This window comes from Propioniciclava sp. (assembly GCF_047602245.1).
Lineage (GTDB): Bacteria > Actinomycetota > Actinomycetes > Propionibacteriales > Propionibacteriaceae > Propioniciclava.
In genome coordinates, this window is sequence record NZ_JASGHT010000001.1 from 2,007,756 (window position 1) to 2,032,368 (window position 24,613).

Annotated in this window: 23 protein-coding genes; 10 read left to right on the forward strand and 13 right to left on the reverse strand. The window is 69.6% G+C overall.

From position 1 onward, the window contains the following. Positions 1–95: 95 nt before the first annotated feature. The 3 genes from QM708_RS09530 to hxlA all read right to left on the reverse strand — a co-directional run bounded on the left by QM708_RS09530 (position 96) and on the right by hxlA (position 2,364). Positions 96–899 carry an HAD family hydrolase gene (locus QM708_RS09530; RefSeq protein WP_415107348.1) on the reverse strand — a complete coding sequence of 268 codons (804 nt, stop codon included), beginning with the start codon at positions 897–899 and terminating at the stop codon, positions 96–98. 242 nt (positions 900–1,141) lie between these two features. Continuing rightward, positions 1,142–1,702: a 6-phospho-3-hexuloisomerase gene (gene hxlB / locus QM708_RS09535; RefSeq protein ID WP_415107351.1), complete on the reverse strand. Its 561-nt coding sequence runs from the start codon at positions 1,700–1,702 to the stop codon at positions 1,142–1,144. Beyond that, a complete protein-coding gene (gene hxlA, locus QM708_RS09540) occupies positions 1,699–2,364 on the reverse strand; it encodes a 3-hexulose-6-phosphate synthase (RefSeq protein WP_415107354.1) in 666 nt (221 codons plus the stop codon). Before hxlA ends, hxlB begins: the two co-directional genes overlap by 4 nt. 238 nt (positions 2,365–2,602) lie before the next feature. Here hxlA and QM708_RS09545 point away from each other — a divergent pair, with 238 nt between their 5' ends. Both QM708_RS09545 and QM708_RS09550 read left to right on the forward strand, forming a co-directional pair. Further along, positions 2,603–2,791 carry a hypothetical protein gene (locus tag QM708_RS09545; RefSeq protein WP_415107357.1) on the forward strand — a complete coding sequence of 63 codons (189 nt, stop codon included), beginning with the start codon at positions 2,603–2,605 and terminating at the stop codon, positions 2,789–2,791. A gap of 267 nt (positions 2,792–3,058) precedes the next feature. Further along, entirely contained in the window at positions 3,059–3,199 is a 141-nt protein-coding gene (locus QM708_RS09550) for a hypothetical protein (protein ID WP_415107360.1), read from the forward strand. Positions 3,200–3,263: 64 nt separating this feature from the next. Here QM708_RS09550 and QM708_RS09555 read toward each other — a convergent pair whose 3' ends face one another. From QM708_RS09555 to ptsP, 5 genes are read right to left on the reverse strand one after another with little or no spacing between them, the layout of a single operon-like run. Further along, positions 3,264–5,834: a cobyrinate a,c-diamide synthase gene (locus QM708_RS09555; RefSeq protein WP_415107362.1), complete on the reverse strand. Its 2,571-nt coding sequence runs from the start codon at positions 5,832–5,834 to the stop codon at positions 3,264–3,266. Further along, positions 5,828–6,481 carry a cob(I)yrinic acid a,c-diamide adenosyltransferase gene (cobO, locus tag QM708_RS09560; protein ID WP_415107365.1) on the reverse strand — a complete coding sequence of 218 codons (654 nt, stop codon included), beginning with the start codon at positions 6,479–6,481 and terminating at the stop codon, positions 5,828–5,830. Before cobO ends, QM708_RS09555 begins: the two co-directional genes overlap by 7 nt. Further along, a complete protein-coding gene (locus QM708_RS09565) occupies positions 6,478–7,932 on the reverse strand; it encodes a cobyric acid synthase (RefSeq protein WP_415107368.1) in 1,455 nt (484 codons plus the stop codon). Before QM708_RS09565 ends, cobO begins: the two co-directional genes overlap by 4 nt. Continuing rightward, on the reverse strand, positions 7,917–8,957 hold the full coding sequence (locus QM708_RS09570; RefSeq protein ID WP_415107371.1) for a cobalamin biosynthesis protein: 1,041 nt from the start codon (positions 8,955–8,957) through the stop codon (positions 7,917–7,919). Before QM708_RS09570 ends, QM708_RS09565 begins: the two co-directional genes overlap by 16 nt. Positions 8,958–8,975: 18 nt before the next feature. After that, positions 8,976–10,640: a phosphoenolpyruvate--protein phosphotransferase gene (ptsP, locus tag QM708_RS09575; RefSeq protein WP_415107374.1), complete on the reverse strand. Its 1,665-nt coding sequence runs from the start codon at positions 10,638–10,640 to the stop codon at positions 8,976–8,978. Positions 10,641–10,775: 135 nt separating this feature from the next. On the opposite strand from ptsP, the gene QM708_RS09580 reads away from it, so the two are divergent. The 5 genes from QM708_RS09580 to QM708_RS09600 all read left to right on the forward strand — a co-directional run bounded on the left by QM708_RS09580 (position 10,776) and on the right by QM708_RS09600 (position 16,119). After that, complete coding sequence (locus QM708_RS09580) at positions 10,776–11,543, forward strand: DeoR/GlpR family DNA-binding transcription regulator (RefSeq protein ID WP_415107377.1); 768 nt, start codon at positions 10,776–10,778, stop codon at positions 11,541–11,543. A gap of 198 nt (positions 11,544–11,741) precedes the next feature. Then, complete coding sequence (locus QM708_RS09585; protein WP_415107380.1) at positions 11,742–12,542, forward strand: histidine phosphatase family protein; 801 nt, start codon at positions 11,742–11,744, stop codon at positions 12,540–12,542. A 240-nt stretch (positions 12,543–12,782) separates the two neighbouring features. Beyond that, positions 12,783–13,805 carry a 1-phosphofructokinase family hexose kinase gene (locus QM708_RS09590; protein WP_415107382.1) on the forward strand — a complete coding sequence of 341 codons (1,023 nt, stop codon included), beginning with the start codon at positions 12,783–12,785 and terminating at the stop codon, positions 13,803–13,805. A 13-nt stretch (positions 13,806–13,818) separates the two neighbouring features. Beyond that, positions 13,819–15,822, forward strand: coding sequence for a fructose-specific PTS transporter subunit EIIC (locus tag QM708_RS09595; RefSeq protein WP_415107385.1), 2,004 nt, complete (start codon positions 13,819–13,821; stop codon positions 15,820–15,822). A gap of 27 nt (positions 15,823–15,849) precedes the next feature. Continuing rightward, positions 15,850–16,119 carry an HPr family phosphocarrier protein gene (locus QM708_RS09600; RefSeq protein ID WP_415107388.1) on the forward strand — a complete coding sequence of 90 codons (270 nt, stop codon included), beginning with the start codon at positions 15,850–15,852 and terminating at the stop codon, positions 16,117–16,119. A gap of 77 nt (positions 16,120–16,196) precedes the next feature. Here QM708_RS09600 and QM708_RS09605 read toward each other — a convergent pair whose 3' ends face one another. Together QM708_RS09605 and QM708_RS09610 are read right to left on the reverse strand one after the other, a co-directional pair. Further along, positions 16,197–17,072: a biotin-dependent carboxyltransferase family protein gene (locus tag QM708_RS09605; protein ID WP_415107391.1), complete on the reverse strand. Its 876-nt coding sequence runs from the start codon at positions 17,070–17,072 to the stop codon at positions 16,197–16,199. After that, the gene (locus QM708_RS09610; RefSeq protein WP_415107394.1) at positions 17,072–17,731 is read right to left on the reverse strand and encodes a 5-oxoprolinase subunit B family protein; all 660 of its coding nucleotides are present in this window, start codon (positions 17,729–17,731) and stop codon (positions 17,072–17,074) included. Before QM708_RS09610 ends, QM708_RS09605 begins: the two co-directional genes overlap by 1 nt. 134 nt (positions 17,732–17,865) lie before the next feature. Between QM708_RS09610 and QM708_RS09615 the strand changes: the two genes are divergently transcribed. Together QM708_RS09615 and QM708_RS09620 are read left to right on the forward strand one after the other, a co-directional pair. Next, positions 17,866–19,215, forward strand: coding sequence for an amidohydrolase (locus QM708_RS09615; protein WP_415107396.1), 1,350 nt, complete (start codon positions 17,866–17,868; stop codon positions 19,213–19,215). Positions 19,216–19,298: 83 nt separating this feature from the next. After that, positions 19,299–20,918, forward strand: coding sequence for an AbgT family transporter (locus QM708_RS09620; protein ID WP_415107399.1), 1,620 nt, complete (start codon positions 19,299–19,301; stop codon positions 20,916–20,918). A 132-nt stretch (positions 20,919–21,050) separates the two neighbouring features. Here QM708_RS09620 and QM708_RS09625 read toward each other — a convergent pair whose 3' ends face one another. Further along, entirely contained in the window at positions 21,051–21,941 is an 891-nt protein-coding gene (locus QM708_RS09625; RefSeq protein WP_415107402.1) for a L,D-transpeptidase family protein, read from the reverse strand. 247 nt (positions 21,942–22,188) lie between these two features. Here QM708_RS09625 and QM708_RS09630 point away from each other — a divergent pair, with 247 nt between their 5' ends. Further along, a complete protein-coding gene (locus tag QM708_RS09630) occupies positions 22,189–23,067 on the forward strand; it encodes a bifunctional helix-turn-helix transcriptional regulator/GNAT family N-acetyltransferase (RefSeq protein ID WP_415107405.1) in 879 nt (292 codons plus the stop codon). 54 nt (positions 23,068–23,121) lie between these two features. On the opposite strand, the gene QM708_RS09635 is transcribed toward QM708_RS09630, so the two are convergent. Further along, positions 23,122–23,925 carry a hypothetical protein gene (locus QM708_RS09635; RefSeq protein ID WP_415107408.1) on the reverse strand — a complete coding sequence of 268 codons (804 nt, stop codon included), beginning with the start codon at positions 23,923–23,925 and terminating at the stop codon, positions 23,122–23,124. A gap of 178 nt (positions 23,926–24,103) precedes the next feature. Further along, positions 24,104–24,466, reverse strand: coding sequence for an iron chaperone (locus QM708_RS09640; protein ID WP_415107411.1), 363 nt, complete (start codon positions 24,464–24,466; stop codon positions 24,104–24,106). Between the last annotated feature and the right edge of the window lie 147 nt (positions 24,467–24,613).

Consider the following 24,613-nt stretch of genomic DNA (forward strand, 5'->3'; position numbering starts at 1 on the left):
AGTGTTCGGGCGAGGACTGCCGGAAACGTCACAGGAATCCTTGGGATTCCGGCCGTGGCGGGAGATGAGTGTGACGATTCCGGCAGTTCGGTGGCTCAGGACTTCGCGGCGAGGACCTGGTCGATCACCTGGACGACGCCGTACTCGTCATTGGAGCCGGTCAGGAAGCGTGCGCGTTCGCGCACGACGTCGTGGGCATTGGCGACCGCGTAGCTGTGCCGGACGGCGTCCAGCATCTCGAGATCGTTGAAGGTGTCGCCGAAGGCCATCATCTGGCCGGGCTCCAGGCCGAGGTGATCGGCCAACCGGAGCAGGGTGCTGCCCTTGGTGACGCCGGGATTCATGATGTCGAGCCACTGCGGGCCGCCGAGGGTGATCGAGAACTCCTCGGAGTAGGCCGGATCGAACACCTCGTCGCGGTGCCGGAGGGCGTCGCCGCCGGGGAAGTAGGCGGTGAACTTCACCACGTCGACGTCGAGATCGGTGAGGCTGCCGACGAACTCGACCTCGCCGAAGAAGACACGAAAGGCGTCCTCGTAGCCGCGATACTCGGCAAGCGTGTAGACGCGGCCGACGCCGCAGACGATCGGGACGCCTCGGGTCGCCTCCAGGGTGCGGGTGACCATCTCCCGGTAGCGTGCGGCGTCCATCACGCTGGTGAACAGCACCTCGCCGTCGTGCACCATCGCGCCACCGTTGTCGCCGATGTAGGCGATCCCCGGGCCGCCTTGCGGGAACATCCGCCGCAGCCTGATCAGCGCGCGCCCGCTCGCGGCCACGAAGGTGATGCCGGCCTCATTGAGGCGTGCCACGAGGTCATGGAATCCGGGCGGGAACTCGCCGCTGCTGGTGAGCAGGGTGTGGTCCATGTCGGAGGCAATGAGGCGGATGTCCTTCATCGGCGCGAGGTGTCCTTCGGTGGTGGCGAGTGCGGGAACACCAGTGTCTCGCGCGCCGCCGCGGTGTTTCGTCGCAGTCCGTTCGGTGGGCGGTTGGCCGGACGCCGTGCGCGTTAACCTGAGGGCGGTCGCGGTTATGACGACTATGGTCGCCATAACGTCCACTTCTGGCGACCATAGTCGTCACCATCGGCAGGCTGCGCGCGGGCAACCTCAAGAAGAAGCGTGCGCGATGACGACGTTTACTCGAGGTCGGCGTGGCGGGGGAACATCGTCTCGGAGGTTTCGCCGAGGGCGTCCATCAGTTCGAGGATGATCGCGTCGTAGCTGAGGAACGAGATCTGCTCGAACGCCGACCCCATCGGCTGGATCGACGTGACCGCCGTGGCCGCGCGCAGCTTCGGCGAGACGCCGGGCAGCACCACGCACACGTCGGCCAACCCGGCGATGGTGGAGCGGTCGTCCATGGTGATCAGCACGATCCGGACGCCGCCGGCGTGCGCCTTGCGGGCCAGGGCGACCAGGCTGGCGGTCTCGCCGGACCCGGAGCCGATGATCAACAGATCACCCGGCCGGGAGTGCGGGCTGGTGATCTCGCCGACCAACGACACCGACTTACCTAGGTGCATCAGCCGGTTCGCGAAACCGGTGATCGCCACCCCGGAACGTCCCGCTCCGGCCAGGAAGAGATGGTTCGCCCGCTGGATCTCGGCCACCGCGGCGGCGAGTTGAGCGTCGTCGACGAGCGCGGCGTTGCGGGTCAGTTCGGCCAGGATGCCGGTGAGATGAGTACGGACGCTCACGACAGTCCTTGCGTGAGGCGGGCGTGCAGGTGGGCGACCTCGGCGGCGGGATCGGGGCGTCCGGTGATGCCGCCGCCCACGATGACGATGTGTGGGCCGAGCGCCAGGTAGTCGGCCAGGGTTTCGCGCGCGATGCCGCCGGCGACGGCGAGCGGGACGCCGGCCTGGGCGTCGGTCAGTTCGCGCAGATCGTCGAGGGGAGTGCGGCCCTGGGCCTGCTGATCGACGCCGGTGTGGACGGCGATCACGTCGACCCCGAGTGCCGCGAGCTGGTGGGCGCGCGCGGGCAGATCGGGCACGCAGATCATGTCGGCGACGATCTGGCGTCCCTCATATTCGGCAGCAGCACGGACGGCCTCGGTCACCGACCCGTCGTCGGTGAGGGCGAGGATCGTGACGTAGTCGGCGCCCGCATCGAACGACAGCACCGCTTCGTAGTGCGCGGCGTCCATGATCTTGGTGTCGCTGAGCACCTTCGGGCCCGGGTAGCGGCGCTTGATGTCGGTGATGATCTCGACCCCGTAGCGCATCAGCAGCGGCGTGCCGACCTCGATGATGTCGACCTGCGCGGCGACCTGGTCGAGCAGGGCGAAGATCTGCTCGCGGGAGAGATCGTCCAGCGCGAGCTGAAGCAGTGCCCGTGGCGATGATGGTGTTGGCATGGATCCCTTCCTCGGCACCTGCAGGCGGGGTTCGCCCGACAGGACAAAGCCGACCCTACGCCCTCGATCGGACAGTTTCCGGGGCCTGTTTGCCGAGGTGCAGCGCGCCTGGCGGAAGCCCCGGCCTTGGTGTAGAACCGTGGACTGGAGCAGACGGATGGGGCGGCGGCCCTGTCCCGACGACGGGCTTGCTGGGGAGGAAGCTATGTTGATGCGGTGGGGGATGTTTTCCCGCTTCGTGGCCGAAACGATCGTGCTGGTGCTGGTGGCCACGGCGATCGCCTACGCCATCTATCTGGTCAGATTCGCGATAGGGCCTCATTCCAATCCCATCGGCACCGACGAGATCACCTGGGTGCTGTGGACGCTCGCGCTCGTGGCATCGTTCGGCAGGCTGAGTCGCCGAATCCAGAGCAGCCAAGCCTAGAGACCAGCGGAAGGCGGACGATGCCCGGCCGGGCGTCCGGTATCATAGCACGTTCCACTAGCAAGGGGGCGAGGAGGCATGCTAACTCGGGAGGCGCGGGTTGCGCCGGACAGTCGGGGTTCAACATCCTCGACCGAGCGCGCGGTCCGGTTGCTTGTCAATGTCCTATTCGGTGCGCTTTGGGCTGCCGTGTGTTTCGTCCAAGTGGGACTGGTGGCGTCAAGACTTTTCTCCGATTCGTCCGAGATGGGGTCGTTTTTGAACCACATGGCTGCCGTCGTGCTCGTGTATCTGCCCATCGTTCTCGCGGCGGCCGCCGCGTGGCTCACCCGCAAGATGAACGTGGGCATGGTGGTGATTGCCCACGTCGTCGGGATCGTCTTGTCGCTGCTTTTCTGGTTGGTGTGAGGGGCGGCCGTCGACTGCTAACGGCCATCGGCTTGTGCCCAGAGTCGGAGGCGCCGAAACGGTGTTATGCGCGTAGCCCAGCCAGGGTCTCGGCCAGACTGTGGCTCGTCGTGGTGTCGCGGACGGCGATCCTGATCCACTGAGGTCCCAGGCCGGGGAATGTCTCGCCTCGACGCACCGCGAAACCCTGGTCGGCGAGACGTTGACGGACATTGGGACCCGCCGCGGAGGCGTCCACCAGGACAAACGGGGTGCGCGGATGGCCGGCGGCGGGGAAGCCGGCCAGGGCGAGCGCTTCGATCAAGGCCGCGCGATCGTGATCGGTTTGTGCGGCCACCTCGGCGGCGTGGGCGCGGCCGGCGTCCGAAGCGCAGGTGATCAAGGCCGCCAACGCCGGTGCGGAGACCGACCAGGGTGGCTGTTGGGTCGCCAAGCGTGCGATGAGCGCCGGGTCGCCGACGGCGTAGCCGGCGCGCAATCCGGGGATGCCCCAGAGCTTGGTGGCCGAGCGCAGCACCACCAGGCCGGTCATGTCCGGGCCGATCAGGGATTCCGGTTCGCCCGGGACGAAGTCCATGAACGCCTCGTCGACGACCACGGTGCGTCCCGGGCGGACGAGCGCGCGCAGCAGCGCCGCCGCGTGCAGGGCGCCGGTCGGGTTGGTGGGGTTGCCGATCAGGACCAGGTCGGCGTCGGAGGGGATCGCGGCCGGATCGAGCGCGAATCCGTCCTCGGGCCTGGTCAGGACGCGAGTGACCCGGACGCCGGCACGGCGCAGCGCCGCCTCGCCTTCGGTGAACTGCGGGTGCACCACCGCGGCGTGGGTCGCGCCGAGTCCGCGAGCGATCAGGGTGGACGCCTCCGCGGCGCCCGCGGTGGGTAGCACGCAGGACTCGCTGACGCCGTGGTGGGCGGCGAGTGCGGTGCGCGTAGCGGAGGGATCGGGGTAGTGCGACCACTCGGACGCCGACTCCATCACCGCCCGAATCAGCCACCCCGGCGCGGGGGAGTGCACGTTGACGGCGAGGTCGACCAATCCGGGCGCCGCGTCGCGGTCTCCGTGGTGATCGAGGTCGAATGCTGCCTCATCCAAGACGGCAGAGTCGGCGTGGCTTCGCGCAGGGGCGGCCGGATCGGACGTCGGTCGCCAGCCCTTGCCGGCTGTTCGCGACGCAAAGGCGGCTGCGGCGTCCGCGAAACGCTGGGCGAATTGAGGAGAGCCCGCCCAATGGAGGTGCTGGTAGGCGGCATGGACGGTCGGGGTGCCGAGTCCGGCGGGATCAGCGGAGGCGCCCTCGGGGCGGGCCTCGTCGCCGATCGACCAGGCCGGTTCGATGGTCGCTCCCGGCAGTGGGGTGACCCCGGTGCGGTGGAACTCGTGCGTGCGCACCGTCTCGCCCGCACGCGCCAACAGGGTGTCGCGCGGGGCAGTCGCCACGTAGTAGCCGAGCGTCAGCCGCGGGCGCATCGCCGCCTCGATCGGCAGCGCGCCGGCCATCGGGCGTCCGTCGAGGGTGTCGGCGAGGTAGAGCAGTCCGGCGCATTCGGCGACCGTGGGCAGCCCGGACGCCACCGCTTGCGCCACGTCGGCGCGCAGGGCGGCGTTCGCGGCCAGGTCCTCGGCATACACCTCCGGAAAGCCGCCGCCGACGTACAAGCCCGCGGTTCCTTCGGGCAAAGACGCCGCCGACACGGGGTCGAAGGTGACCACCTCGCAGCCCGCGGCCTCCAGGAGTTCGGTGGTTTCGGCATAGCGGAAGGTGAATGCGCGCCCTCCCGCGACGGCGATCCTCGGGCGCCGTACCGCTGGGGTGCCAACGCCTGCCGGTGATCCAGATGCGGGGGTGATCGGGGGCTGCGGCGCGGGGGAGAGATCGGCGTCCAATGCTCGTGTGACGGGAACCACCACGGCGTTGGGTGACCACGGCTCGGCGTCCAGCGCGGGCGCCGAGCGGGCGACGTCGAGGACGGCGTCCAGGTCGATGTGCTCGGCGACCAGGCGGGACGCCTCGGCGATCAACGCGGCGGCCTCGTCGCGCTCTTGCGCGGGGACCAGGCCGAGGTGGCGCGAGGGGGTGCTCAAGTCCTTCACCCGGGGCAGGACGCCGAGGCAGGGCATGCCGATCTCGCCAAGGGCGTCGCGGATCTCCGTCTCGTGGCGGGGCGATCCGACGCGGTTCAGGATGACGCCGGCCACGGTGATCCCGGGATCGAAGGATGTCATTCCGGCGACGACCGCGGCGGCCGTCCGTGACGTGCTGGCGGCGTTCACCACCAAGACGACCGGCGCGGAGACCAGCCGCGCGACGTGGGCGGTCGAGCCGAAACCGCGGGCGCCGATCCGGCCGTCGAACAGGCCCATCACGCCCTCGATCACGGCGATGTCGGCGTCCCGGGCGCCGTGCAGCAGCAGCGGCACCAGGAGTTCTTCCGAACACAACCACGGGTCGAGGTTGCGGCCGGGGCGTCCGGTGGCCAACGCATGAAAACCGGGATCGATGTAGTCGGGACCGATCTTGTGCGGCGACACCGCCAGCCCGCGCTCGCGCAGCGCGGCCATCAGGCCGACGGTCACGGTCGTCTTGCCCGTGCTCGAACTCGGCGCGGCGATCACCAGACGCGGAAGCTCTACCATTCGATCCCCGGCTGTCCCTTCGCCCCGCTGTCGAACGGGTGCTTGATCTTCGTCATCTCGGTGACCAGGTCGGCCGCCTCGCGCACCGCCTCGGGCACGCCGCGTCCGGTGATCACCACATGTTGCGGTGACGGACGCCGGGCGAGCACGTCCAGCACCTCATCGACATCCACCCACCCGCGCGCCAGCGGATAGCTGAACTCGTCGAGAATGTAGAGCCGGTGCACGCCCTGCTCGAGTTGCTCGGCGACCCGCTCCCATCCGGCGCGGGCCAGCGCCGCCGGATCGGTGTCCTGGGTGGCGCGCAGCCACGTCCACCCCGACCCCATCGTGTGCCACTCCACCGGACCGCCCTGCCCGGTGGTCCGGTGCAGCTCGTCGAGCGCGGCATACGCGGCGGCCTCGCCGGTGCGCCATTTGGCCGACTTCACGAACTGGAACACCCCGGTCGACCATCCCTGCGCCCACGCGCGCAACCCCATGCCGAACGCCGCCGTCGACTTGCCCTTGCCCTCGCCGGTGAAGACGAGCAACCGGTGCGCCAACCGCAGTTCACGCTGACTGACACCCGCACGCACCGGGGGGACGCCGCGGTTGCCGGTCGCCGATCCGCCGGTAACCGGCACCTCATCGTCAGGCCTGGTCATCGCACACTCCGGAAGTCGCGGACGAGCGCTAGCAGGGCGTCGATGTCGACGTGTTCTTCGACCGCATCGGCGAGGGTCTCGATCATGGCCTCACGCCGGTCGGCATAGCCGGACGCCTCGGGGTCGGGCGTCCAACGGCTGCCGCTGAGTGGAGCGATCTCGGCCAGGAATGCCCGGCGGAAGGAGTCATCCTCCATCGCGCCGTGCAGTAGCGTCCCGAACGTCGCACCGACCCGGACGCCGTCCAGGAACTCCTCGTCGGCGTCCCCGACGACGGTGCAGTGGCCGTGATGAATCTCGTAGCCGGGCACCGAGAGGCCCCGCCACGGATGACGGGTGCGCGCCAGCACCTTCTCACCGAACGCCACCTCGACGGGCAGCACGCCCAAGCCGTCCACCACCCCGGCCTTCGACTCGACCGGGTCGTCGATGGTGCGGGCGAGCATCTGATAGCCGCCGCAGATGCCAATCGTGGGGCGTCCGGCACGATGCCGCTCGACGACGGCATCCGCCAGACCGCGGTCGCGCAACCAGGCCAGATCGGTGACGGTCGAACGCGACCCGGGCAACACGGCCAGATCGGCCGCCGCCACCACCCGAGGATCGGTGGTCACCGCCACCTCCACCCCCGGCTCGTGGGCGAGGGCGTCCACATCGGTCGAGTTCGAGATCCGCGGCAACCGCACCACCGCCACCCGCAAGGCGCCTTCGGCGTCCGAGGCCGGCCAGCGGGTCAGGTCGAGGGCGTCCTCGCCGTCGAGCCACACCCCGTCCAGCCAGGGCAGCACGCCCAGACAGGGCAGCCCGGTGCGCCGGGTCAACTCCACCAACCCGGGCTGCAACACCGAGGCGTCCCCCCGGAACTTGTTGATCAGATAGGCCGCCAGGTGTGCCCGGTCGGCGTCGTCGACGATGCCCCAGGTGCCGAAAATGGACGCCAGCACGCCGCCGCGGTCGATGTCGCCGACCAGCACCACCGGCAGCCCGGCATGCCTCGCCAGACCGAGGTTCACGTAGTCGCGCTCGCGCAGGTTGATCTCGGCCGGCGATCCGGCGCCCTCCACGACGACCAGGTCGCACGAGGACTCCAACTCGGCGTACGCGGCAAAGGCGGCCTCGGCGAGGTGGCGGCGTCCGGTGGCGTACTCGCCGGCCTCCAGCGTGCCCGAGGGCTGGCCGCGGACCACCACGAACGAGCGCCGGTCGGTGCCCGGCTTGAGCAGCACCGGGTTCATCGCGCTGCTCGGCTCCACGCAGGCCGCCTGCGCCTGCAGGTATTGCGCCCGCCCGATCTCGGAGCCGTCGGAGCACACCATCGAATTGTTGGACATGTTCTGCGCCTTGTACGGCGCCACGTCGATGCCGCGCCGGCGCAGCGCGCGGCACAGCCCGGTCACCACGAGCGACTTCCCCGCGTCGGAGGAGGTGCCCGCGATCAGGACGCCCGGCATGCGGTTCCCTTCGGATCGTTCGGCGACGGCCTTTTGCGCGCCAGCCACGATCCTTTCACCACCGACGCCGCCGCGAGCGCGGTGGCCGCCGCCGTGACACCGGTCACCAGCCGCGCCGCCCGGCGCACGGCGTCGGCGTCCGGACGCGGCGAGGAGGGGTCGCCGAGGCGTCCGCGCACCTCGACCCGGCCGTGATAGACGTTCCGCCCGCCCAGCCGGACGCCGAGCGCACCCGCCCAGGCGGACTCGCACCAGCCGCCGTTGGGGCTGGGATGGTCGTGGGCGTCCCGGCGCATCACCCGCCACGCCTCGGTGCGTGAGCCGCCCACCATCGGGGCCAGCAGGCAGGCCAGACCGCCGGTGACCCGCGCCGACAGCCAGGCCGACGCGTCGTCCAGCCGCGCGGCGGCCGACCCGAACCGGGCATAGCGGGCCGAGCGGTGGCCCACCATCGCGTCGAGGGTGTTGATCGCCCGGTGCCCGAGCACCCCCGGGACGCCGCAGGTCGCGGCCCAGAACAGGGGAGCGACGACGGCGTCATTGGTGTTCTCGGCCAGCGACTCCACCGTCGCCCGGCCGAGTTCCTCGGCGTCCAGACCCTCGGGCGCGCGCCCGCACAGATGCGACAGCCGGGCGCGGGCGGCGTCCAGATCACCCGAATCCAGCGCGTCGGCCATCAACCGGCCCTCGCGTGCCAGCGAATGCGCCCCCAGCGAGGCCCAGGTCGCCACCGCCGTGGTCAGCATCCGCGCCACCGGACGCCCGCGGGTCAGCCGCTCCGAGGCGACCCCGAGCGCGACCACCGGCCCCACCGTCAACGCGACGTGCAGCCCGCCGCGCACGGTGCGGTCGGCCCAGATCCGCCGCTCGACGGCGGCCGCAAACGTGCCGAAACCCGCGACGGGATGGAACCGTCGCGGGTCTCCGATCAGAGCATCCGCCGTGACGCCCAGCACCAGGCCGAGCGCGCGAGCGCCGACCAGGTGGCCGAGCGAGCGAGCGCGAGCCGGGTGGCCGAGCGTCACGACGAAACGATCTTCAGATCAGCCGAGCAGCTTGGCGGCCAGATCCTTGGCGTCGCGCGAGTTGCGCGCCTGGGCCACCTCGACGGCGGCCTTCTGGCACTGCTCGAGCGTCACCTTGGACAGCTGCACGCCCACCGCGGGGATCGCGCCGCTGGCCATCGACAGGGACGTGATGCCCAGGCCGATCAGGATGCAGGCGAGCAGCGGGTCGGCCGCGGCCTCACCACAGACACCCACCGGCTTGTTCTTCTTGATGCCGGCGGCGGCGGTCAGCTGGATCAGGCGCAGCACGGCCGGCTGCCACGGATCGGTCAGCATGGCCAGGTCGCTCGACATGCGGTCGGCGGCCATCGTGTACTGGGTCAGGTCGTTGGTGCCGATCGAGAAGAACTCGACCTCGTCCAGGAACTGCTCGGCGAGCATCGCCACGGCCGGAACCTCGACCATGATGCCGGGCTTGAGGTCGCGCTCGCGGCACTTCTGCGCGAACTCGAACGCCTCGTCGATGGTGCCGACCATCGGCGCCATCACCCAGGGGGCCTCGACGTTGTTGTCTTCGGCGGCGAGCTGGATCGCGTCCAGCTGGCGGTCGACCAGGCCGGGGTTCGTCCAGCCCAGGCGGATGCCGCGGACGCCGAGCGCCGGGTTCTCCTCCTCGGCATGGTTCGCGAACGGAACCGGCTTGTCGGAGCCGGCATCCAGGGTACGGACGACGACCTTCTTGCCCGGGAACGCGCTGAACACCTCACCGTAGATGCGGGCCTGCTCCTTGGTGGAGGGCTCGGTCTGGGCGGTCAGGAAGCACAGCTCGGTGCGGAACAGGCCGACACCCTCGGCCTCGCTCTTGGACGCCTTGGCCGCGGCCGCGCCGTCCTGAACGTTGGCGAGCAGCTGGACGTGGACGCCGTCGGAGGTTTTGGCCGGGCCGGTCCAGGCGCGGATCTCGGCGCGCAGGGCGGCGTCCGCCTCGACGAGCGCCTCGGCCTCGGCCTTGTCGGGCTCGAGGGTGATGACGCCGGAGACGCCGTCGACCAGCACCAGGGTGCCCTCGTTGACCGTGTCGAGCGCGGAGGCGGCCACGATGCAGGGAATGCCGAGCTGGCGGGCGATGATCGCGGTGTGGCTGGTCGGGCCGCCGAGGCGGGTGACCAGCGCGCGGATGAACGTCGGGTCGAGACCGGCGGTGTCGGCCGGGGCGAGATCGTCGGCGCACAGGATGATCGGCGTGGTCGGCTTCGGCACACCCGGCTCGGGCAGGCCCATCAGCTCCGCGACGACGCGGTTGCGGATGTCCTTCAGGTCGGTGGTGCGCTCGGCCATCAGGCCGCCGATCTTCTCGAACTTCTCGACGAAGTCGGCGATCGCACCGGCGACGGCCGGCTCGGCCTTCTGGCCGGAGTTGATCAGCTTGGTCGCCGCACGCGCCCAGCCGCGGTCGCGGGCCAGCGCCGCGGTGGCGCCGAGCACCTCGGCGGCCGCACCGGCGGCCAGCGACGAACGCTCTTCGAAGCGCCCGGCGACGACCTCGACGGCCGCCTTGAAGCGCTCGATCTCGGCAGGCCGCTCGTCCTCGCCGATGGTGGCGGTGGTGACGGACGGGACGTAGGGCTGATGCACCCAGCCCACAGGGGCGTACGCGTATCCGGGAACGACGCCGGTGCCACGAACGGTCTTGCTCTCCATGAAGTTCCTCCGCATTGAGGGAATGCTGTCCGCTGATCATCTCGCCTCCGTCTTGCCGCGGTCAACACAAAGGCGCTATACCAAGACGTGGAAGATGTTTGAACGCTTGTGTTTCTCAACGAGGGAGTTGGGACGATGTACGCCGAGGAGCGACAGCACGAGATCGTGACCCGCGCGCGGGGGCTGGGCCGAGTGTCCGTCGCCGAGCTCGCGGTTCACTTCGACGTGACGCCCGAAACGATCAGGCGGGACCTGGACGCGCTGTCGTCGCGGGGCCTGCTCAGCCGCGTGCACGGTGGTGCCGTGCCCGCCGAGAAGTTGCGCCTCACGGAGGCGCCGATGGGCGACCGTGAGGTGTCCTGGCCGGAGGAGAAGCTGGCGATCGCGCGCCGTGCGGTCGAGTTGCTGCCGCGCCGCGAGGGGCTCACCGTCCTGATGGACGCCGGCACCACCACCGCGCGCCTGTGCAGCCTGCTGCCGAGCTGGGTGACGCTGGTGGTGACCAACTCGGTGCCCTCGGCGGCCGAGCTGGCCGCCCGGCATGAGATGGAGGTGGTGCTGCTCGGCGGGGTGGTCCGTGGCATCACCCAGGCGACGGTAGGCCCCCAGTCGCTGCACTCGTTGCGGCAGTTGCGGGTGGATGTGGCCCTGATGGGCACCAACGGATTCTCCGTCGAGCACGGCTTCTCGACGCCCGACCCGACCGAGGCGGCGATGAAGGAGCTGATGGTGCGCTCGGCGCGCGAGGTGTTCATCCTCGCCGACTCCTCCAAGCTCGGCGCCGACTACCTGGTCAGCTTCGCCGGTGTCTCGGACGCCGACGTCCTGATCAGCGACACGAGACTGCCTGAGGCCAGCGTGTCCGAGTTCACCCGTGCCGGGATGCAGGTCGAACTGGCGTGAGCGCTCAGTTCCGGGAGCGGCGGCGCGGGTGCGCGAAGGCGTCCTTGACGCCACCGAAAGGCGCTGCATAGGATCGGCGCCGATCACGAGGATAGTGATTGCCCACGGCAAGCTAGACCTGGCTGGTTTCGCTGCGCGTTCGCGCGCAGACGGCACCGCCGGGTCTTTTTTGTTGCTCCCCCAACAGAAAGCTGATCAATGAAGATTCGTACCCTGCTGGCATCGGTGACCGTCGGACTCGTCGCGTTCACCGGCTGCTCCGCCGCCCCGCAGGCCCCCGCGACGCCGTCGCCCACGCCGGTCAAGGACGTGACCGTCTACGTCGTGCGCCACGGTAAGACCATGCTCAACACCACCGACCGCGTCCAGGGCTGGGCGGACGCCCCGCTCACGCCCGAGGGGGCGGAGGTGGTCAAGGCCGCTGGGCGCGGCCTGAAGGACATCCAGTTCGACGCCGCCTACAGCAGCGACTCGGGCCGCGCGGTCGAGACGGCCACGTTGATCCTGAAGGAGAACAAAGCGACCAAGGCGACCCTTGAGACGGACGCCCGCCTGCGCGAGTTCAACTTCGGCACCTGGGAGGGCGACCTGAACCACACCATGTGGTCGGCCATCGCCGCCGATCAGGGCATCACCTTGGATGAGTTCCTCAAGAACATGACGCCCAAGAGCTTCGCCGATTCGGTGGCCAAGCTCGATGCCGCCAACCCCGAGGCCGCGAAGAACTGGCCGGCGGAGAACTACGAGACGATCTCGGCGCGCCTGTCGGAGGGCATCAACGACATCGTCACCAAGGAGGCCGCGAAGGGCAACGACAGCATCCTGCTGGTCTCGCACGGCCTGAGCATCTCGGCGCTGTTCGACACGGTGACCGAGAACTACGTGATGCCCGAGGGCAACATCAAGAACGCCGCCGTCTCGATCCTGAAGTACTCCGATGGCAAGTTCACCCTGGAGTCGGTCAACGACACCAGCTACATCGAGAAGGGCAAGGCCTGATCGTCCGGCCACCTCAGTCTCCGGGGCCTCGCGTGGATCGACCACGCGGGGCCTCGGCTCTCTCCCGGCCCGCTCGCGGGCCCGGTCGCCGTGGAGTCGCAGGGCGACAACGGGCTCATACGCAGGTGAACAGACTCAAAACCAAGTAATCGGACGCCAAAAGTATGCTGACCGCTTGTGGTGGCCTGCGTGAGGGAGATATAAACGGACGAGAGGTCACCATCGCCCGAGGGAGTGCGCATGACTTACACCGATCCGGTGGACGCGGATCCGCAGAGCGGAGCCGGCACGGCGCCCGTCGTCACGTTCACCGCCAACCCCAGTATGGACAAGACGCTGCTGCTCGGCGGGCCGCTGGCCCGCGGCGAAGTGCAGCGGGTCGCGTCCGCCACCGAACAAGCCGCCGGCAAGGGCGTCAACGTGGCCCGTGTCGTCGCCGAGTCCGGCGTCGGTTGCACCGCGGTGCTGCCGTTCGGCGATGACGCCTACCTGGCGGCGCTGAATGCCGCTCGGCCCGGACTCATGGCGGTCAGCGCCCCGGCGATCCGGCACCGCCCGCGCACCAACACCACCGTCACCGAGCCCGACGGGGTCACCACCAAGCTCAACGAGCCCGGGCCGACGCTGGACGCGTCCGACCTGGAGGCCGCCTCGGCGCAGCTCGTGGCCGCCGCCGCGGGTGCGAAGTGGGTGGCGCTGTCCGGATCGCTGCCGCCCGGCGCGCCGGACAGCTGGTACGCCGACCTGGTCGTCGCGCTCAAGGCGTCCGGCTGCAAGATCGCCGTCGACACCTCCGACGCCGCCCTGGACGCGGTGATCGCCGGGCTGCCCGCGAGCTCGTTCGACCTGATCAAGCCCAACTCCGACGAACTCGCCCAGCTCACCGGCGGTGACGCCGCCGCCTTCGAGGCGGACGCCGCCCGCGGCGAGGTCGCCGCCATCGTGGCCGCGGCCGCCCAGCTGCGCGACCGGGGCATCACCAACGTGCTGGTCACCCTGGGCGGGTCCGGCGCGGTGCTGGTGAACGCCGAGGGCGCCTGGCACGCCACCGCGCCGAAGATCGCGGTGCGCAGCACCGTGGGCGCGGGCGACTCCTCGGTGGCCGGGTTCATCCTGGCGGACGTGGCGGGCAAGCCCGCCGAGGAGTGCCTGGCCAGCGCCGTCCGCTACGGTTCCGCCGCGGCGTCCCTGCCCGGAACCACCCTGCCCACTCCATCCGACCTCCCCGCCGGGGACGTCGTCATCACCCGACTCGACTCCTAAGGAAGGGACTGCGATGTCACTCATCGTCGAGGAACTGGTCGCGCTCGATGCCGACCTCGGCGTCGTCAAGGAGGAGGTGATCGCCTCGCTCGCCCGGATCGTCGAAAAGGCCGGACGTGCCGAGGCCGAAGGCCTCACCGCCGACGCGCTCGCCCGCGAAGCCAAGTTCGCCACCGGCATGCCCGGCGGCTTCGCCATTCCGCACTGCCGCTCCGCCGCCGTTCGCGAATCGTCGCTGGCGTTCGCCCGGCTGGCCCACCCGGTCGACTTCGGCGCCAAGGACGGCCCGGCCGACATGGTCTTCCTGATCGCCGCCGCCGCAGACGGGGACGCCGACCACCTCAAGCTGCTCACCAAGCTCGCCCGCGCGCTGGTCCGCAAGGAGTTCCTCGCGTCGCTGCGCGCCGCCGGAAGCCCCGCCGAGATCGTCGCGCTCGTCGACGGCGTGGTGAACCCGCCCGCCGATGCCGCTCCCGCCCCGGCGCCCGCCGCGCCCGCGGCCGGCAAGACGATCATCGTCGGCGTCACCGCCTGCCCGACCGGCATCGCGCACACCTACATGGCCGCCGACTCGCTCGTCGCCGCGGGCAAGGAGGCCGGCGTCGAGGTCATCATCGAGACCCAGGGCTCCGGCGGCGTGACCCCGCTGCCCGCCGCCACCATCGCCAGCGCCGCCGCGGCCATCTTCGCCACCGACGTCGGGGTGAAGGAGCGCGAGCGCTTCGCCGGCCTGCCGGTGATCGAATCCGGTGTGAAGCGGGCCATCAACGAGCCCGCGAAGATGGTCGAAGAGGCCCTCGCGGCGTCCAAGAACCCGAACGCCCGCAAGGTGTCCGGGACTCCGGGTGGCTCCTCCGATGAGAACACCGGCACCCAGCTGGGCTGGGGCAAGCGGATTCAGCAGGCATTGATGACGGGCGTGTCGTACATGCTGCCCTTCGTCGCCGCCGGCGGTCTGCTGATCGCGCTGGGCTTCCTGCTGGCCGGCTACGACATCAACCTCGCCCCTGCCTGTGACGCGCTGCCCGCCTGGGCGTCCGGTTTCGACGCCGACGCGTGCGAGAAGATGGGCCAGAACGCCGATATCGCGCTCGCCATCGGCCCGGGCAGTGGGCTCGGGATCTGGCTCGGCGCCATCAGCTTCAAGATCGGCGGGGCGGCCTTCGGCTTCCTGGTGCCGGCCCTGTCGGGCTACATCGCCTACGCGCTCGCCGGCCGTCCCGGCATCGCTCCCGGCTTCGTCGGCGGCGCCATCTCCGTCACCCTGGGTGCCGGCTTCCTCGGCGGTCTGGTCACCGGCCTGTTCGCCGGCGTCGTCGCCTTGTGGTTCACCACGCTGCGTCCGCCGCGCTGGCTCGCCGGCCTGATGCCGGTGGTGATCATCCCGCTCGTGGTCACCTTCCTCACCGGTGGCCTGATGTACATGCTGCTCGGCAAGCCGCTCGCGGCGCTCACCCAGGCGCTCTACACCGGCCTGGGAGGCATGCAGGGCGGCTCGGCGATCGCGCTGGGCTTGGTGCTGGGCCTGATGATGTGCTTCGACCTCGGTGGTCCGGTCAACAAGGCTGCCTACCTGTTCGCCACCGCGGGCCTGGATGCCCAGACCCCGGCGTCCTTCGCGGTGATGGCGACCGTCATGGCCGCCGGTATGGTGCCGCCGCTCGCGCTGGCGCTGGCCACGACGATCCGGCCGAAGCTGTTCTCGAAGAACGAGGTCGAGAACGGCCGTACCGCCTGGCTGCTCGGTGCCGCCTTCATCTCCGAAGGCGCGATCCCGTTCGCCGCGGCCGACCCGCTGCGTGTCATCCCGTCCATGATGGCCGGTGGCGCCGTGACCGGTGCCATCACCATGGCACTCGGCGTCGGTAGCCGCGCACCGCATGGCGGCCTGTTCGTCTTCTTCGCGATCGACCCCCTGTGGGGGTTCATCATCGCTATTCTTGCGGGCATGGTTGTCGGTGCTGCGGCTGTGATCGCTGCCAAGCAGTTCACCAAGAAGACCCCCGTTAGCGCCTAACCGGAAACCCTGAGAGAGGAAACTCATATGGCAAGCAAGACCGTGGCTGTCGGCTCGTCCGTCGGCCTGCACGCCCGTCCCGCCGCGCTCATCGCTGAGGCGGCTGGTGAGTTCGACGACGAGATCACCCTTCGTCTCGCCGGCACCGATGCCGACGACGCTGTGGATGCGGCGTCGAGCCTGATGATCATGACCCTGGGCGCCGAGAAGGGCGCCGAGGTGACGGTCGAATCCGACAACGAAGAGGCCGTCGAGAAGATCGCCGGGCTCATCGCCAAGGATCTCGACGCCGCCTGATCCGGCCTGAATTGCGCTGAAGGGCCCCCTTCCATCGCCGGAAGGGGGCCCTTCAGCGTGTCCGGGTGGGCGTCATCTCAGTTCGTGGGACGGGTGGTGAAGACGATTTGCTGGCCCGGGCGGGCTTGGGCGAGCCGGTCGGAGTCGATTTCGCGCAGCACTCCGACCACCGGATACCCGCCTGTCACGGGGTGATCGGCACCGAACACGACCGGCAGCCCGGACGGCGGCACCTGGATGGCGCCGCGGACCGTGCCCTCGCTGGGCAACTCTCGGTCGGCGAATCCGCGGGCGCGGGTCAGCGGGTCGCCCTCGAGCCGGACGCCGACCCGGTCCGACTGCACCGAGACCGTCCAATGACCGTCGGTGAGCCGGCGCACCCCGCCGGCGATCCAGGCGTCGCGCGGGCCCGGGATCAATGCCACCATCACCGGATCCAGGGTCGGCGGCAGAGTGGGCACCACCCCCAGATTCGGCGCGTGATGGCGTCCCTCCCCGATCGGCAGCAGCTTGCCGGGGGCCAGCGGTTCCGGGCCGATCCGGGCCATGGAGTCCCAGGCGCGCGAGCCGAGCACGGGCGGCTCGGCGATCCCCCCGGCGACGGCGACATAGCTGCGCAGCCCGGCGGGCGGCGTCCCCAGGCGGATGACGTCGCCGTCGGCTAGATAGAGCGGGCTGTGGTGATCGGCGGCGCGACCGTTGATGGTGACCGGGGCCGGGGCGCCCGCGACGGCCAGCACCGCGAAGCCGCGCATCTGCAGGGCCAGCCCGCCGAGCAGCACCTCGATGGTGGCCTGGTCGGTCTCGTTGCCGACGATCCGGTTCGCCAGCGCGTGCGCCCCGCGATCCGCGGCACCGGCCGGCCCCACGCCCACGTGCGCATAGCCGGGGCGGCCGAGATCCTGCAGGGTGGCCAGCGGCCCGGGGCTGAGGACTTCGAGGAATCCGGCCATCAGTCCTCCACCGCGACGAAGCGGACCCACGAGCCCGGCTGCAGCAGCGCGGGCGGTTGGCGATCGGTGTCCCACAGCACGGCGTCCGTGCGGCCGATCAACTGCCACCCGCCCGGCGAGGTGCGCGGATAGACCCCCGAGAACGGCCCGGCCAGGCCGACCGAACCGGGCGGGACGGCCGTGCGTGGCTCGGCGCGCCGGGGCACTTCGAGGCGGCGGTCGCCGTCGACGAGATAGGCGAAGCCGGGGGCGAACCCGACGAACCCGACCCGCCACGGCGTGCGGGTGTGGGCCTGGACGACCTCGCGGGTGCTCAGCCCGGTCAGCGCGGCGACCTCGCCGAGATCGGGGCCGTCGTAGTGCACCGCGATCGTCGTGGTGTCCGCGCTCGGTGGGCGCTCGGAGCCGCTGGCGCCGGCATACCTAATCGCCGACAGCAGCGAGGGCAGCGCCGCCGTGAGCGCGGCGAGCGCGCCGGCATGGCGCACCTTCAGCAGCAGCGTGCGGGCGGCGGGCACGGCGTCCACGACCGCGGCCCAGGGGCCTTCGTTGCGTTCCAGCAGAATCCGCACCGCGGCTTCGAGGGCCAACACCTGCGACAGGTCATCGAGTTCGACGAGTACCGCCCGCTCGCCGCACGGCAGTAGTCGCGAATTCATGGGGCAAGACTGCCACGGTGATCCCTGGTGCCTGGGCGAACCCGGTCAGATCGTGACGCCGGGCGACCATGATGAAACGGGGCTTTAACCTTGAACGCCCACCCGGGCATGTTCGGTCCGGCTAGCGTAAACCCATGTCCGCGCAACCCCGCCTCACCCGCCCCGATCCGTACTACTCCCAGCAGGTGGCCGCTGACACCGGGCAAAGGCTCGCTTCGGCGCCTGCGATCACGTCTGCGTTCGATGGTGCGCCGGCGGCGTTGTTGGACGCCACCGCCGATGCTGTCGCGGCCCTCCACCCGGCGTTGTCCGCGTTGGCGTCGGCGTTGCACGCCGACCCCGAGACCGCCTTCGAGGAGGTCCGCTCCGCTCGCCGGATCGCGGACCTGCTCGCCTCGGAAGGGGCGGAGGCGAAGGTCGGCGTCCATGGCCTCGACACCGCCGTGCGCAGCGAGTTCACCGCCGGATCGGGCGGGCGGACCATCGGCGTCCTCGCCGAGTACGATGCGCTGCCCAAGATCGGCCACGCGTGCGGCCACAACGTGATCTGCGCCTCCGGCGTCGGCGCCTACCTCGCGTTGCGCCGGGTGGCCGAAGCCAATCCTGGAGCCTTCGACGGCCGGGTGGTCCTGCTCGGCACCCCCGGTGAGGAAGGGCACACCGGCAAGGAGTACATGGCCCGCGAAGGCGCCTTCGATGGCCTCGACGCGGCGATCATGGTGCACCCCTACGGCTACGACGTGGCCGAACAGGTGTGGCTCGGACGCCGCACGCTTCAGGTGGTGTTCACCGGCATCACCGCGCACGCCTCGGCCGAACCGTTCATGGGCCGCAACGCCCTGGACGCCGCCTCGCTGTTCTACCAGGGCATCGGGCTGCTGCGGCAGCAGATGATCCCCGTCGACCGCGTCCACGCCGTCATCGTCGAGGGCGGCACCCGGGCGTCGGTCATTCCCGAGCGCGCCGTGGTCGACCTGTACGTGCGCTCCAAGTACGCCGAGACCCTCGCCGACCTGTCCCACCGCATCCGCGACATCGCCAACGGGGCGGCGCTGATGGCCGGCGTCGGCGTCCAAATCAACTGGGACAAGCACCCGCCCTCGCTGCCCGTCCTCGCCAACGGGCCGCTCACCGAACGCTGGGCGATCAGCCAGGCCGCCCGTGGACGCCGCGCGCTGCCGCTGGGCGTGGTGCCCGAGTCGCTGGCGGCGTCCACCGACTTCGGTAACGTCAGCTTCCGGGTGCCGGGAATCCACCCGCTGATCAAGATCGCTGACTCCGACGTGGCGCTGCACACCCGGGCGTTCGCGGACGCCGCGGCGTCCGATGCGGCGTATGCCGCCGTCGCGGATGCCGCCTACGGGCTGGCGGCCACCGCGCTCGATTTCCTCACCGACGACGCGTTGGCCGAAGCGGTTCATGCCGACTTCGTCGCCGCGGGCGGACCGCGCGACATCGACGCGCTCTTCGCCGGACTTCAGTAAACCCACCTTCAGGAGGCAGGCCTCCCGTAGTACGTCCGCCGCGTGGCTCCCACCGCCCGGCTCTCATCGAAGGAGTGACAAGCATGACCGAGACAAGCACCGGACGGCGGACGTTCAGCGACCGCATGCTCACCGCGATCGAGGTGGCCGGCAACAAGCTGCCCTCACCGTTCAATCTGTTCCTATGGCTGTTCATCATTGTGGGGGCCATCGGCACCATCGCCTCGTTGATGGGGGTGACCGTGTCCGTGCCGGGTGCGGAGAAGGCGACGGTCGTCAAGGGACTCTTCACCGGGGAGGGGCTGGCCTGGTTCACCTCCAACCTGGGCGCCAACTACATCGGTTTCCCGCCTCTGGTGACCGTCATGCCGATCCTGCTCGCGATCGGCATCGCCGAGAAGACAGGCTTCCTGTCGGCGGCGATCCGGGCGGCGATCGGCTCGGCGCCGAAGTGGCTGCTGCCCTACATGGTCGGCTTCCTCGGCATCACCGGCTCGGTGATGGCCGACTCGGTGTTCGTCATCCTGCCGCCGCTGGCCGCGCTCGCGTTCAAGGCGGTCGGACGCCACCCCGTCGCCGGCCTGCTCGGCGGCTTCGCCGCGGCCGGCGCGGGCTACTCGACCTCGATCGTGCCCACCTCGCTGGACGCCCTGTTCGCCGGCATCACCACCGCCGTGCTGCCGACGGTGCCCACGGTGGCGGCGGTGGCCGCGCCGGTGAACCCGGTGTCGAACTACTACTTCAACATCGTCTCCTCGGTGGTGCTGATGATCGCGGCCGGCTTCCTGATCGACAAGGTGCTTGAGCCGCGGCTCACCCGCGAGAACGTGCCGACCGTCGCGCGCACGTCCGGGGAGAGCTCGGTCACCATCGAGGACGATGGCGTGGAAGTCACGGTGGCGACCGATCTCGGCGCCGATCACGCCCTGACCGATGACGAGCGGCGAGGGTTGCGCTGGGGTGGATGGACGGCCCTGATCACCTCGATCGTGGTCACCGTGGTGGCGGTGCTGCCCAACTCGCCGTGGCGCAACGAGGCCGGAGAGTTCCTGCCGCGCTCGCCGCTGCTCAACTCGATCGTGTTCATCGTCTTCCTGCTGTTCGCGGCCAGCGGCTACGTGTACGGCACCAAGTCCAAGTCGATCAACGGGTTCGACGACGTGCCGCGGCTGATGGGCGAGGCGCTGAAGGACATGGTCCCGTTCCTGGTGCTCGCCTTCGTGATGGGCCAGTTCGTGGCGCTGTTCAACTGGTCGGGCATCGGCTCCTGGGTCGCCGTGTCGGGTGCCGAGGCGTTGCAGGCCACCGGGATGACCGGCTTCGGCGTCATCGTGCTGTTCGTCCTGCTGTGCTCGCTGCTGAACCTGTTCATCATCTCCGGATCGGCGATGTGGACGATCATGGCCGCCGTGTTCGTGCCCATGTTCGGCCTGGTCGGCCTGGAACCCGCCTTCGTGCAGGCCGCCTTCCGCGTCGGCGACTCGGCCACCCAGGTGATCACGCCGATGAACCCGTACATGATCGTGCTGCTCACCTACCTGCGCCAGTACATGCCCAAGGCCGGCTTCGGCAACCTCGCCGCCGGCATGATGCCGTTCGTGGTGCCGTTCTGGGTGCTGTGGATGGGCGTCGTGGCGATCTACTACTTCTTCGATCTGCCGCTCGGCCCGGGCAACGGCATCTTCATCGAGGCGCTGCGCTGACCGGATGATGTTCCGCTGACGAGATGACGGTAGAGGCGGTGCCCCCCGAGCGGGGGCACCGCCTCTACCGTCATCGTGTTCTTGGTCGCCGTGTCCGTGCCGGCACTGAGCACGCGGCCGTCCGTGAGGTGCTCAGTAGATCAGCACTCGCGCGTCGATCGGGGTGTTGTCGAACACCCACTTCGCCTCCTCCTTGGAGCCGATGTTCACGCAGCCGTGGCTGGAGGTCGCATAGCCGCGCTTGGCGAAGTCAGAGGAGTAGTGGAAGTACATGTTCGGGTCGAACATGACCGCATATGGCATCGCGCCGGCGCCGTAGTTCTCCGACTTCGGGTTCCGGTGCTTGTTGTAGACGCGGTAGAAACCGTTGACGGTCGCGTGCACCCGCCACTTGCCGGTCTTCGGCTCGGTGATGAACCCGCCGGTGCGCACCTTGATCGTCTTGACCACCTCGCCGTCGCGAATCCAACGCAGCGTGTCATGGGCCTGGTCGACGCACAGCACCACGCCCGGGATGGTGCACTCGGCGGGCAGTTCCTCCGAGCGGGCGGGCTGTTCGGAGGCCAGCGCGTACCAGGTCCGCTCTGCGGCGTTGCCGGTCGCCGGCAGCTCGCGGGAACGCTGGTAGCGCAGCAACGCGTTGACCGCGGCGACGCCCAGGCGTGAGGTCTTCTTGCCGGTGAAGTAGCCCAGCTCGGTGAGCTTGTCCTGGAGCAGGGCGGCGCAGTCGCCGCCCGAGCCGCTGGTGATCGTGGTGGTCAGGCAGTCGCCGTAGGCCGCCTGCTGCTCGCCGGTCAGCGTGGGCAGCGGGGCGTCCTCGGGAAAGACCGGGCGGCGGTAGCCGAGGGTCAGGTCGGGCACCGGGGTGGGGGAAGGGTCGGGGGTGGCCTCGGCCTGCTGCACGATCGGTGCCCGCGCGTCGGTGCCGGGCGCAGGTGCCGGCGGCATCTGCGGTGGCGCAGCGCATGCGCTCAGCAGTAGCAGCGGCAGGCCGAACAGGCTCACGACGAGACGACGATTCACGGGCGCTTCCTCACAGGGGTGGTCACTCCAGTGTCGCAGATGCTTTCGAGGTTGCCGGCCTCGTGTCGGTCGCGGTGCGGATGGTCGTTTTCGATGTTCAGTTCGACAGGGCGGGTGCGCGACTAGGGGTTTCGCGACGCGGCCTCGATCTGGACATAGAAATCGGTCACCGGCGTGCTGAACCGGGTCGTGCGCGTGCCGCGGCGCGGGGTCGCCACGCGATGATTATTTGACTAATGTCAGAGACATGGGTCTCTCGGATGTCTTTCGCCAGTTCAACCGCTCCTGGTCGCAGCGGGTTGGCCTGCTCGATGCGAACCATCTCGGCACCGGGCGTCCGCTGAACCAGTCGCGTCTGCTGTTCGAGATCGCGCACGCTCCCGGCGGGCGTATCGGTGTGCTGGACCTCCGCGCACGGCTCGGGCTCGACTCGGGCTACCTGTCGCGGATGCTCACTCACTTGGCTGACGAAGGGCTGGTGGTCGTCGCGGAGGATCGTGAAGATCGCCGGCGCAGGATCGTGTCGCTCACCCGACCGGGAACCGAGGCGGCCGAACTGCTGGACCTTCGTTCGGAAGGCCTGGTGGAACGCCTCGTCGCGCCACTGTCACCCGGCCAGCGACGCCGCCTCGAAGAGGCGCTGGCCACCGCCGACCTGCTGCTTCGTGCGGCGACGCTGGAGTTCCGGGAGGTTCCCCCGGACGGGCCGCTCGCGCGCCAGGCCATGGAGCACTACTTCGCCGAACTCGACGCACGGTTCCCCTCCGGTTTCGAGGTGAGCGACGAGGCGGTCGACCCGGAGGCGTACTGTCTGGCCGCGCTCAGCGATGGGCGGCTGGTCGCCTTCGGCGCCTACCGTCCGCTGTCGCAGCGCGACGCCGAGATCAAGCGCCTGTGGACCAGCCCCGACTGGCGCGGCGCCGGCGTCGCCTCCCGGCTGATGCGGCTGCTCGAGGAGCACGCGGCGGCGTCCGGGTTCGGTCGGGCGGTACTCGACACCAACGAGCACCTGCACGAGGCGGTCGCGCTCTATGATCGCGCCGGGTATGAGCGGATCGAGCGCTACAACGACAACCCGTACGCGACCAGCTTTCACGCCAAGGTGCTGCGCGCGCCCCACTCCTAGCGGGCGCGGATGAGGGGCCCGGCTGCTGCCGGACCCCTCGTTGCCGTCGCTGTTCTACGGCTGGCTGCTGACCAGTGATGAGCACTGACCGAGCGCTCGCTTGCCGATCGTGTTGCCGTAGCCGGTAATGCCCTTGGTCACGTACATGCACGCGGCGTGGCGGCCGATGTCATTGCGGACGACGAAGAGCATGTCCTCCGAATCCGGGTTCTCGGCGGGGTGGGGGTCGTCGAGCTTGATGTGGGTGAGCACCAGGTCACGCTTGATCTTGTTGAACAGGACGCCGATCCACCAGGTTTTCTGGCCTGACAGCAAGACGCTGCCGTTGACGGTGTTGTTCTTGATCGACCACGGGATCTCGTAAGAGCCACCGCCGGCCACCTTGATGCTGCGCACCGTGATGCCATTGATCATCACTGCGGCGGGCTTGGTGAGCTTGACGTCGCCCTTCACCGTGATCGTGGACTTGCCGTTCTCAGGATCGGACATGCAGGGGTGCGCCGAGTTGCCCGTGTGTGTCGGGGCCTGGCAGCCGAGTCCGACCATCGCGCCCCGGGCGCCGTATACGTTGCCGCCGACCGTGATCGTCGACGGCGCGCTCTGCGCGTCGAGCAGCGCACCCGCCCGGACGTCGATGTTGCCCTTGACCGTGATCTTGGCGTCGTTGGCGACCGCGCACTGGCCCTTCACGATGATGCTGGAGTAGGTGCCGGACGGGATCTCGCCGCCCGTGCAGACATATGCCTTGGCGGCATGCGAGTGGCCACGTCCTGACGTGGCGGACGCGGGGATCGCGGTGAACGCGAGCGCCCCGGTGAGAACCAGCGCGCCGAGCATCCTCCATCGGGCTTTCATCATCGACACCATCCTTACCGACTCAAGTGGTGGGGCCCGCGTCAACCCGTGCGCCCCGGTGGTGTGCTCAGTGTCCGCCTGTGAAGACGCTGTGAACACCCCAGATTTGCGGGGGATGAGGTGCTCCCCGGGTGGGTGAACCCCCTCGTTTGCGGGGGTGCCTGACGACTCCGGTGATCGGTCAGTGCCGGTCGAGGTCGATCTGGAGTGCGTGGAATCGAACGAGGTCTTCGATCAACTCACTGGGAAGCGGGTTCTCCAGTGTGAACTGGATCGCGTGCTCTGTGGTCCGGTAGCCCGAGAGCCGATCCTTCAGCTCTTCGATAGCCCAGGACGAGGGATAGAAACTCATGTGCTTCTTGGATGCCGTGAAGTACACCAAGGCGCGACCCTTGTACTTCAAGGTGGGCATGCGGTAGCTGATGGTCTCCTCGACGCTCGGCATGAGCCTGGTCACGAGCGCACGGATCCGTTCGAGCTCTGGCCGGTACGCGGGGTCGACCCCGTCGAGGTACTCATCGATGCTCGTCACCTTGCCGCTCATCACTCCTGCCTTTCCTGGCTGGCGGCCACAGTGCGGTCGCTGTTCGGCGGTTCGAAGGCGAGCATATGCTCGTCGATGGAACCGATCGGGAGCGTCCGACCGGGCAGCGCGCGATGGCCTACGGGTGGCAGGAATTGCACGACGAGC

Bases quoted from the DNA above. Each gene is read 5' to 3' on its own strand.
- QM708_RS09630 (WP_415107405.1), top strand. From the start codon at position 22,189: ATGGGTCTCTCGGATGTCTTTCGCCAGTTCAACCGCTCCTGGTCGCAG.
- QM708_RS09580 (WP_415107377.1), top strand. From the start codon at position 10,776: ATGTACGCCGAGGAGCGACAGCACGAGATCGTGACCCGCGCGCGGGGG.
- QM708_RS09610 (WP_415107394.1), bottom strand. From the start codon at position 17,731: ATGAATTCGCGACTACTGCCGTGCGGCGAGCGGGCGGTACTCGTCGAA.
- QM708_RS09620 (WP_415107399.1), top strand. From the start codon at position 19,299: ATGACCGAGACAAGCACCGGACGGCGGACGTTCAGCGACCGCATGCTC.
- QM708_RS09555 (WP_415107362.1), bottom strand. From the start codon at position 5,834: ATGGTAGAGCTTCCGCGTCTGGTGATCGCCGCGCCGAGTTCGAGCACG.
- cobO (WP_415107365.1), bottom strand. From the start codon at position 6,481: ATGACCAGGCCTGACGATGAGGTGCCGGTTACCGGCGGATCGGCGACC.
- QM708_RS09635 (WP_415107408.1), bottom strand. From the start codon at position 23,925: ATGATGAAAGCCCGATGGAGGATGCTCGGCGCGCTGGTTCTCACCGGG.
- QM708_RS09590 (WP_415107382.1), top strand. From the start codon at position 12,783: ATGACTTACACCGATCCGGTGGACGCGGATCCGCAGAGCGGAGCCGGC.
- QM708_RS09595 (WP_415107385.1), top strand. From the start codon at position 13,819: ATGTCACTCATCGTCGAGGAACTGGTCGCGCTCGATGCCGACCTCGGC.
- ptsP (WP_415107374.1), bottom strand. From the start codon at position 10,640: ATGGAGAGCAAGACCGTTCGTGGCACCGGCGTCGTTCCCGGATACGCG.
- QM708_RS09615 (WP_415107396.1), top strand. From the start codon at position 17,866: ATGTCCGCGCAACCCCGCCTCACCCGCCCCGATCCGTACTACTCCCAG.
- QM708_RS09600 (WP_415107388.1), top strand. From the start codon at position 15,850: ATGGCAAGCAAGACCGTGGCTGTCGGCTCGTCCGTCGGCCTGCACGCC.
- QM708_RS09530 (WP_415107348.1), bottom strand. From the start codon at position 899: ATGAAGGACATCCGCCTCATTGCCTCCGACATGGACCACACCCTGCTC.
- QM708_RS09605 (WP_415107391.1), bottom strand. From the start codon at position 17,072: ATGGCCGGATTCCTCGAAGTCCTCAGCCCCGGGCCGCTGGCCACCCTG.
- hxlA (WP_415107354.1), bottom strand. From the start codon at position 2,364: ATGCCAACACCATCATCGCCACGGGCACTGCTTCAGCTCGCGCTGGAC.
- QM708_RS09565 (WP_415107368.1), bottom strand. From the start codon at position 7,932: ATGCCGGGCGTCCTGATCGCGGGCACCTCCTCCGACGCGGGGAAGTCG.
- QM708_RS09640 (WP_415107411.1), bottom strand. From the start codon at position 24,466: ATGAGCGGCAAGGTGACGAGCATCGATGAGTACCTCGACGGGGTCGAC.
- QM708_RS09585 (WP_415107380.1), top strand. From the start codon at position 11,742: ATGAAGATTCGTACCCTGCTGGCATCGGTGACCGTCGGACTCGTCGCG.
- QM708_RS09550 (WP_415107360.1), top strand. From the start codon at position 3,059: ATGGCTGCCGTCGTGCTCGTGTATCTGCCCATCGTTCTCGCGGCGGCC.